Here is a 7,929-nt window from a genome sequence, read left to right on the forward strand (position 1 = left end):
CTCATACATCTCGATGTTTCGATTCAAGACCTCTTACGCAGTGGCATCGATTCCCTACCCTGGGTTCGCCCATTGAGTACGGAGAGAGGTGTCGATGCGGTACCGGCGGTTGCTGCAGTCTCTTCCGAGCGGCGACGACCTGCTGCGCCTCACGGCGGTGACGCTGTCCGCGCTCATCCTGGGCCGGGCCCTGCTGTCCGGTTCATCAGGTTGGTGGGCTTTTGCGTACGTGGTGGCCGGAGCGGCCGGGCTGTGGGGCGCGCTCTGGATCATCAACGAGGCCCGGAAGGCGATGTCCCCGCCGAAGTCCGCGGACGATCTCGAGGACAAGGCGGCGAACGCGGTCAAGGTGGCCAAGGCCGCCCAGGAAGCGGCCGCGGCGGCGACCAAGGCAGCCAAGGCGGCCCGAGCCGAGGCCGAGGCCAAGGCGGAGGCCCTGGCCAAGGTGGTCGACGAAATCAAGGACGAAGCCGAGCCCGACGACGCGACCAAGGCCCGGGCCGCCACGCTGAAGTCGCGCGTGCTCGGGATGCTGACCGCCGGCAACCGGCCGGGCCTGGTGGTCGTGCTCGCCCTGCTGGTGCTGGTGGTGCACGCGGCGATCACCGGCTACGTCGGCGTCGGCACCATCCTGGTCGCGATCCTGCTGGCCGTCGTGGCCGTGCTGCTGACCGCCGACTTCAAGCTGGTCGCGCTGCTCGGCGGCATCGCCGCGGTCTTCGCGCTGGCCACCGTCATGATCGCCGACATCTTCGCGGGCAGCACCGAGGCGCGGGCGCTGGGCATCTCGGTGGCGGCCATCGTGCTGCCCGTCGTGATCTCCGACAAGCTGTCCGGACTGGTCCGGGACAAGGGCCTGCGACCGGCCCACCACGCCGTGCTGGCCGTGCTGACCCTGGCCCTCAGCTTCCTCGGCTACACCCGCGACGACTGGTTGCCCGGTGTGCTCAACAACTGCTACACCCTGCCCACCTCGAGCGGCATCACCACGCTCAAGGCCACTGAGGACGGCCGCTGCTACGGCCTGATCGACAGCGCCGACGGCGGGGTGTTCGCCGCTTCCGCCTTCGGCAAAGACCCGGTCACTGTCGCCCTGCAGCGCCGCATCCTCGACGCCAACGAGCCGCTGAAACCGGGCCACCTGACCGTGGTCTGGCTGGGCGCGCTCTCGTGCGAGCCGCTCAAGGCCGACCCCGCCCGGTGCGCCGACGGCCGGGACTACCCCTCCGAACGCGACCAGCTACGAGCTTTCCTGTACGCCCAGTCGCACATCGCGGCGACCACGAAGCACAAGGTTCATATGGTCATCGCCGACGCCGGCCCCGACGTCGCGCACATCGACGACGTGGCCGCGATGATCGTCGAACGCGAGAAGGCCCTGGGCGACCGGGTCGTCGTGATCGGCGGCGGCGACAGCCGCGACGTCACCCAGAGCGCGATCAACCGCCTGCTCAAGGCCGGCATCCCGTTCATCGCCCCCAACCTGCTGGCCGATCTGGGCGCCCCCAGCAAGAAGTTCGTCGACAAGCCGGGGTACCTGCAGTTGGCCCCCTCGAACACGGCGTACGCCGACGACACCGCGCGGCGGCTGACGCAGGCCTACCGGAAGGAGGGCGGCTTCCGGCTCGACATCTATCAGCAGCCCAGCCCGACCGACCAGTACACGACGTCGCTGGTCAACGACCTGCTGGCCGCGGTCGCGAGCAAGCCCGGCTCGTCGGCCCGGCACGTACCGGCCCTGGACAAGATCGACGACTCCATCTGCGAGTCCGACAAAGGCCGGCCGCCGGCGGTGTTGTACTTCGCCGACCGGTGGACCCGCTTCGCCGAGTTCGTGCAGCGGGTCAACGAGGTGTGTGGGCACTCCCGGCCCCGCCTGGTCGTGGCCGACGTGTCGGTGAGCCGCTTCATGGCCAACTATCAGCTGAGGGCGGCCAGCACCGCGGACTGGGCGGTCAACTACAACGTCGGGGGGCCCGGCTGCGCCGATCTCAGCCAGCCCACGTACGAAATTCTGGTCCGCGAGATCGAGAAGCAGGGTGATCTCGTACGGCTGAAGGGCCCCTTCGGCTGCGCCGACCGCCGCGACGGCATCTCGGACGGGCAGCTGCTCGACGCCTGCCCGCTGGACGCCGCGGCCAAGCTGACCAGCCAGCAGTGCGACGCCAACGACCTGGGCACCTACCTCATCCCCGCCTGGGACGCGGTGCTGCTGGCCGACGCCCTGCTGAAGCCCCGCCCGGTCGACGACAACGACCTGACCAAGCTCAACCTGCCGGACTTCACCCTGGCCACCGGCAAAAAGGCCACGGTGGTCCGCGGCGACCTGCACAGCCCGACCATCGACGTCCGCATGTGGCACGGCATGCCGCTGAACAACCCCCGCATCATCTGGGAGCTGCCGACTGCGCCCCTGCGCCTCCCGGACGACCCCGAGCCGGGCCGCCCCGCCGTCACCCCGCTCGACTGACGCCGAGGATTGCCTGGGAGCGCTCCCGGGTATGGGTGGCGTCGTGCTCATGGCCCTGCTGCTCGACCTCGCGAACATCGTGGGCGGCTTCCTGCTCGCGATCACCCTGCTGCGCCGCATCCCCCGCGCCGGCGACAACCTGGCTCGGGCCGCCGAGCGGGTGGCCCCCTTCGGCTGGATCGTCGGCGTGGTGGCCTTGGTCGCCGGCGGCTACTACCTGCTGGTCCACCTCTTCGACGGCCCGCGCGTGTTCCACTACGAGGTCGTCGGCATCCTGGTCGGCGTGGCCCTGCTCTGGGACCGCGTCACCCGCCGCAGCGCCCCACCCGCCCTGCTCCTGGCCATCTTCGGCCTGATCGCCATCGTCGTCGGCATCCAGGGCCTCTTCACGCCGGACGGCTGACCCGCCCGTCTCGCGCCACCGATGTCGCGGGCCGGCGGGGCTACCGGGAGGCCTCCAGGGCAGAGCGGTCCCATTTGGCCAGGTCGGCGGCGGCGGTGTAGGTCGAGCGGAGAAACTCCGTGAGGACCGCGTCGGGGTCGGCCGCACCGGCCACGGTTTCGTAGGGCAGCACGCACTCCTTCAACGCCTGGTCGTAGTAGGGGGCCGTGCGCTCGGCGTAGCCCGGGGGCTCCGGATACGCGTACGCGTAGAAGGCGCCCTCGTCGCCGCCGCCCGGCCAGAAGCCGAAGCTGGCCAGCTCGTGCGAATAGCCCTCGTGCATCACCCACGGCGGGCAGTTGGGCGCGCCACCCGGGTGTGGCGGCGCGACCGCACCGCTGAAGCGCGTGTAGGCCAGATCCATCGCGCCCCAGAAGAAGTGGACCGGGCTCGCCTTGCCCACGAACTCGGAGCGGAACCGGCCCAGCACCCGCTCGGCCTGCAAAAGTTGCCGCCAGAACAGTTGCGCGGACTCGCCGTCGTACGCCTTGTGCTTGTGATCCTCGGCGAAGGGCACCGCGTTCTCGACCTCGTTGGGCGCGGCATGGATCCGCGGCTCGAGACCGAGCGCGGCCAGCGCCTCGAGGGTCTCGCCGTAGAAGGTGGCCACGGATTTGGGCTCGAGCGCGACCTCGCGGGAGCGGCCGTCGCTGGTGCGCACGTGCAGCTGGTGGGCCAGGAAGTCGAACTCGATGTCGAACACCCCGCCGGCGTGCGGCACGGCCGACGTGCTCAGGCCACGCGCCGTCGGATAGAGCGTGACGTGCCACCAGTGGTTGACCGGAGGTGCGTACGCCATGCGGACCTTTCCGACGATCTGCGTCCACATGTGCAGCGTGTCGCGCGTGTCGGTCCAGTCGGCCACGCGGAGCCGGGGCCACGGCTGGGTGTTCGTGTTCTCCATCGCTCAAGACTGCCAGGCCCGGGCCCCGATCGGGCCGGCCTGTGGACAACCGAAAGCGTGACGTACGTGGCCCTGTGGACAACGCCCACGGCGTTTGAAAGTGTGCTTCAGCGATGCGCTCCCTTCCCTACCCGGCCGTGGTCAGAACCGCCTTCCCGCTGTACGTCACCACGCTCGTAGCCTCGGCCGGTGCGCTCGTCAACACGGCCACGCTGGGGCGGCACGCCACCTCCGCGCTGGCCGCGTTCGCCGTCGCCATGGCCGTGTACGTCCCGGTCGTGGCCACGGTGACCGGCGTGATGCGCGGGATGATGCCGTACGTCAGCCGGCACGATAATGATCACCGGCGGCTCGGTTCGCTGCTCGGCAACGGGCTGTGGCTCAGCTACACGATCGGGGGCCTCGGCGCGCTGGCCGTGCTGGGCACGCCGCACCTGGCCGAGGCGATCGACGTCACGGCGCCGACGATCCGGGGCCTCGGGGCGCTGCCGATCCTGCTCGCCCTCGCGGTCGTGGCCCAGTCCGTCGGCGCGTCGGCCGGCTCGACCCTGGTCACGCTGGGCCGGGGCCGGACGGTCATGCGGTCCGGCCTGATCAGCACGGCGGCCACGGTGGGGCTGTCCCTGCTGCTCGTACCCGCCCTGGGGGTCGTCGGCGCCGGCACGGCGATGGTGGTCGCCGCTATTGCGTACGCCGGGCAGGTGCAACTCGCGCTGCGGAAGTTCACGGGATTACGCCGTACGATCCGGCCGGGCCGCCCCGACCACACCGAGATCACGCTGATCGCCCGCACCGGGTTGCCGATGGCCGGCACTGTGCTGGTCAAGTTCGCGGTGCTGGGCGTGCTGACCTTCGCGGCGGCCCGCCTCGGCACCGGCCCGGCGGCGGTGCACGGCGTGGCCGAATCGCTCGTCAACATCATCTACGCCGTGGCCGTATCGGTCGGACAGGCCGTGGTCCCGATGATCGGGCGTTCCCTGCGCGACGGCGATGCCGCCGGCGCCCGGCGCGGCGCCGGCGCGGGCGCGGTGGTCGCCCTGCTCTGGGTCGGTTTGCTCAGCGGCCTGACCATCGTCGCCGGCGGCTGGATCGTGCCACTGTTCAGCTCGGACGCGGCACTGCAGCACGACATCCGGGCCATGCTGCCGCTGGTGGCGTTCGCCGTGCTCACCGACGCGGCCCAGGCCGTCTACGGGTTCGGCCTGCTCGGGCTAAGCCGAACCATGCCCGGCTTCGTCTCGACCGCAGTGTTCTTCGGCCTGCTCTGCCTGCTCGCGGTGCCGGTCGCGGACGCCGGCGGGCTGACGGCCCTGTGGGCGGCACTGGGCCTGGCCAACCTGGCTCAGGCGATCAGCAAGGCCTACTTCTTCCACCGTGCCACCAGACCCAGCCTCGCCCGCAAGACGCCGTAGACCCGGCCCCCTGGGCGAGCCCTCAGCCGAGCCGAGGTTTGCGCGCCGTAGACCCCACCGCCTGGGCCCGCCAGCGCTTTGTTCGCGGCTCCGGCTGTCGACCCGGCGCTGTTCATGGCGATACTGCTCCACAGCGCAGACGGCGGCCTGAGTTCTCCAAGGAGGTCTCGTGTCCATCAACCAGGGCCCTCGTCCGTTCACGGAGCTCGAGTCCGATTTCCAGGATGTATGCGACCAGGCGATCGCAGCGCACCGGCAACTGTCTCCGCCGTACGTGCCGACAGTATGGACGGGATGATCGCCAAGCTCCGTGCGGCCGAGGCCGCGTGACGTCTGATCGTCAGCGGCGACATCCAAACGGGCTTCGACCGCTCCCGCTGCGGGCGTTACGTGCTTGTCCTCAGTCGAGTGCGCGGACTGCGGCAATGAGAGCGCACGCCCAGAAAGCTCCTGCGCACCGGCGCCGGCCGACAGCTAACCTGGTGCGGCACGCCGGGCAAAGGCGGGTGGGAAATTCCGTGCCAGCACTTCTGTGCTGCCGACCGCGAGGTATGAGCCGGTTCGAGTCCGGTAGCCCGGCGCGCGCCTTGTACGCGGCAGATCCGTGCGCACGTTACGACTGCTCAGGTGCTTGCAATATCAGAGACGCGATCGCTTCCGTAAATGGATGTGGCCGTACGTTTAGGATCACCGCCATGTCCGACGCCATCCGTGACGCCCTGCTCGGGGCCTGGCTTCATCTCGTCGCGGCGCTGGAGCTCTCCGATGATGAGCTGGTAGATCCAGGCTTCGTTTCCGACGTGCTTGGCGACCTCACCACTGATCTCAGGAGCAGGCTGAGCCAGAGTGATCGAGCGCTGCTCGTCGAGCTCATCCGGCAGCACGCTGCCCGCGAGATGGATCCGGAGCGGCGCGAGGTCTTCGAAGAGACACCGGAGAACTTCGGTCTGACTGACGAGCCCTGAGCCGGCCATCTAGGCGGCAGATGAATGCATCGCCGAGACGTGGTGGACGGCCCGGCCGGGCATGAGGTCGTGCCGCGCAGACGGTTGCGATCATGGCACCATGGGTCAGTACTTCGACAATGCGACCACCGGCGAAACCTTGTGGAATCCGGCGACCAGGGTGGCGCAACTCTTCTACGGGATGACTGAGGTGTTGGTGCCGGTAGCCGGCCGGCCATGCGGCGTCGTGGATTTACGGACGGACGAGTACGCCGTCGACCCCGAGCCGTTCACCGCGTTCGTGGACGCTCTCGTGACGGAGTACCTCGCGTCGAATCATGCTGTTCTGAAAGCGATGCTGGCCGGCTACCTGCCAGCGGCGCTCGTAATGGTCAAGCGCAGCGGAAACACGGTCGCAGCGCTGACGAAACAGATCGAACGTTCGGCACAGGCGATCTCGCTGAACACCGACGCCTTCGACCCGGATGCCGACCGGCACGACCTCACCCATCGGGCCGCAGCAGTCGCGGACTCGATGCCGACCGGCTGAGCCCGCCAGCAAGCGCGGCGACAACTGCTGCGGCTGTCGGGTCACCGCGTCGGCACGGCGCCGCACTGGCGCACCGCTGCCTCTCGGACAAGACCTGCGACGCTGGTTGGTGAGCGGGCCGCGCCAGATGAGGATGCCGCTCAAAGGCCTCGCGCTCCGGTCGCCGCATGTGCTGCCTCTCTCGCGCCGGGCAAAGACACTTGGGAAGAGTGCGTCACGTTCAGTCGTGTTGCCGCAAGGCATGAGCCGGTTCGAGTCCGGCAGCCCCGCGCGCGCCTTATATGCGGCAAATCCGGACGTCTGATAATGCTCGTGTTCGCCCCAGTCAGGCGCGTTCGTGGCGTGGCGTGGCGCTGAACGGAGATCACCCGTGCGACAGCTGGTGATCAGCGGGACGCAATGGTGACCGTGATCTTGTCCCCGCGGCTCGGATCGATGCCGGCGGCGGCGCTGACCAGTTGCTCTATCTGAGCAGGATCGAAGTCCGACGAGCCGGAGAGGATTCGAACGACCACATCGAGCCGCGTGATCGGTTCCGGCGCTGAACTGCGGATTTCGTCCACCTGGTTGATCGCGTTGTTCCGGGTCACTTCGTCATCGAGTTCCGTCTCCGGCTGGCTGCTCTCGAGACCGGCAACGGCCGGGTTCGGAATAGAACTCGACGCTGAGGGGCCCAGCTCCACGGTTGTGACCACGACGCTGTTTTCCGGCCCGAGGACGCTGTCCAGCATGTTCTGCAGCGACCGATTCAGCTTCACCTGAACCGCCTCGGCCGCTGGATCGACTACGGGCGAGGGCGCAAGCGTTCTCGCCGACCCGACCGCCGAAGGCTGCAACGCACTGGGCCGCGATGACTGTACGCCGAAGAAGACACCGACAATTGTGACGATTAGGACGCTGATGAGCGAGAGCGTGCGTACCCTGCCGCCGATACGTGCCATGTCGGATCCTGTCATTATGTTCTGGAGCTGTCGTCCTACTCATCGGCACGTGATGCGCCAATTTGACATCTCCGGCATCTCAACAGCGCACGTCCCAGCCATTGGGCTCTCGACCCGGACAGACGGGAATTCCGGAAACTGTCTGACGCGATGCAGGTTGATTGTCCGGCGCGACAGTCGCGTCATGCTGGCGAATTCAGGCGGTCGAAGCATTTGCCTCTACGAGTTCGGCGAATATCTCGGAGGGCTTCTTCCAATCGAAGATC

Annotated in this window: 7 protein-coding genes; 5 read left to right on the plus strand and 2 right to left on the minus strand. The window is 68.5% G+C overall.

The features are described from left to right. Window positions 1–94 precede the first annotated feature (94 nt). Both M1L60_RS40525 and M1L60_RS40530 read left to right on the plus strand, forming a co-directional pair. Window positions 95–2,470, plus strand: coding sequence for a hypothetical protein (locus tag M1L60_RS40525; protein ID WP_253242906.1), 2,376 nt, complete (start codon window positions 95–97; stop codon window positions 2,468–2,470). A 49-nt stretch (window positions 2,471–2,519) separates the two neighbouring features. Continuing rightward, window positions 2,520–2,873, plus strand: a complete 354-nt coding sequence (locus M1L60_RS40530) for a hypothetical protein (RefSeq protein ID WP_253242916.1) — start codon at window positions 2,520–2,522, stop codon at window positions 2,871–2,873. 40 nt (window positions 2,874–2,913) lie between these two features. On the opposite strand, the gene M1L60_RS40535 is transcribed toward M1L60_RS40530, so the two are convergent. After that, window positions 2,914–3,816, minus strand: coding sequence for a DUF5996 family protein (locus M1L60_RS40535; RefSeq protein ID WP_253242907.1), 903 nt, complete (start codon window positions 3,814–3,816; stop codon window positions 2,914–2,916). Window positions 3,817–3,929: 113 nt separating this feature from the next. On the opposite strand from M1L60_RS40535, the gene M1L60_RS40540 reads away from it, so the two are divergent. The 3 genes from M1L60_RS40540 to M1L60_RS40550 all read left to right on the plus strand — a co-directional run bounded on the left by M1L60_RS40540 (window position 3,930) and on the right by M1L60_RS40550 (window position 6,722). Continuing rightward, window positions 3,930–5,228, plus strand: a complete 1,299-nt coding sequence (locus tag M1L60_RS40540) for an MATE family efflux transporter (protein ID WP_253242908.1) — start codon at window positions 3,930–3,932, stop codon at window positions 5,226–5,228. 695 nt (window positions 5,229–5,923) lie between these two features. After that, complete coding sequence (locus tag M1L60_RS40545) at window positions 5,924–6,193, plus strand: hypothetical protein (protein ID WP_253242909.1); 270 nt, start codon at window positions 5,924–5,926, stop codon at window positions 6,191–6,193. A gap of 100 nt (window positions 6,194–6,293) precedes the next feature. Beyond that, a complete protein-coding gene (locus M1L60_RS40550) occupies window positions 6,294–6,722 on the plus strand; it encodes a DUF6086 family protein (RefSeq protein WP_253242910.1) in 429 nt (142 codons plus the stop codon). Between the two features lie 386 nt (window positions 6,723–7,108). On the opposite strand, the gene M1L60_RS40555 is transcribed toward M1L60_RS40550, so the two are convergent. Further along, on the minus strand, window positions 7,109–7,663 hold the full coding sequence (locus M1L60_RS40555; RefSeq protein ID WP_253242911.1) for a flagellar M-ring protein FliF C-terminal domain-containing protein: 555 nt from the start codon (window positions 7,661–7,663) through the stop codon (window positions 7,109–7,111). Between the last annotated feature and the right edge of the window lie 266 nt (window positions 7,664–7,929).

Source organism: Paractinoplanes aksuensis, from assembly GCF_024137025.1.
In the GTDB taxonomy this organism is placed as follows: Bacteria; Actinomycetota; Actinomycetes; order Mycobacteriales; family Micromonosporaceae; genus Actinoplanes; species Actinoplanes aksuensis.

What these genes read in the sequence shown, in the direction of transcription:
- M1L60_RS40525 (WP_253242906.1), top strand. Translation starts at nt 95, where the DNA reads ATGCGGTACCGGCGGTTGCTGCAGTCTCTTCCGAGCGGCGACGACCTG.
- M1L60_RS40530 (WP_253242916.1), top strand. Translation starts at nt 2,520, where the DNA reads ATGGCCCTGCTGCTCGACCTCGCGAACATCGTGGGCGGCTTCCTGCTC.
- M1L60_RS40535 (WP_253242907.1), bottom strand. Translation starts at nt 3,816, where the DNA reads ATGGAGAACACGAACACCCAGCCGTGGCCCCGGCTCCGCGTGGCCGAC.
- M1L60_RS40540 (WP_253242908.1), top strand. Translation starts at nt 3,930, where the DNA reads ATGCGCTCCCTTCCCTACCCGGCCGTGGTCAGAACCGCCTTCCCGCTG.
- M1L60_RS40545 (WP_253242909.1), top strand. Translation starts at nt 5,924, where the DNA reads ATGTCCGACGCCATCCGTGACGCCCTGCTCGGGGCCTGGCTTCATCTC.
- M1L60_RS40550 (WP_253242910.1), top strand. Translation starts at nt 6,294, where the DNA reads ATGGGTCAGTACTTCGACAATGCGACCACCGGCGAAACCTTGTGGAAT.
- M1L60_RS40555 (WP_253242911.1), bottom strand. Translation starts at nt 7,663, where the DNA reads ATGGCACGTATCGGCGGCAGGGTACGCACGCTCTCGCTCATCAGCGTC.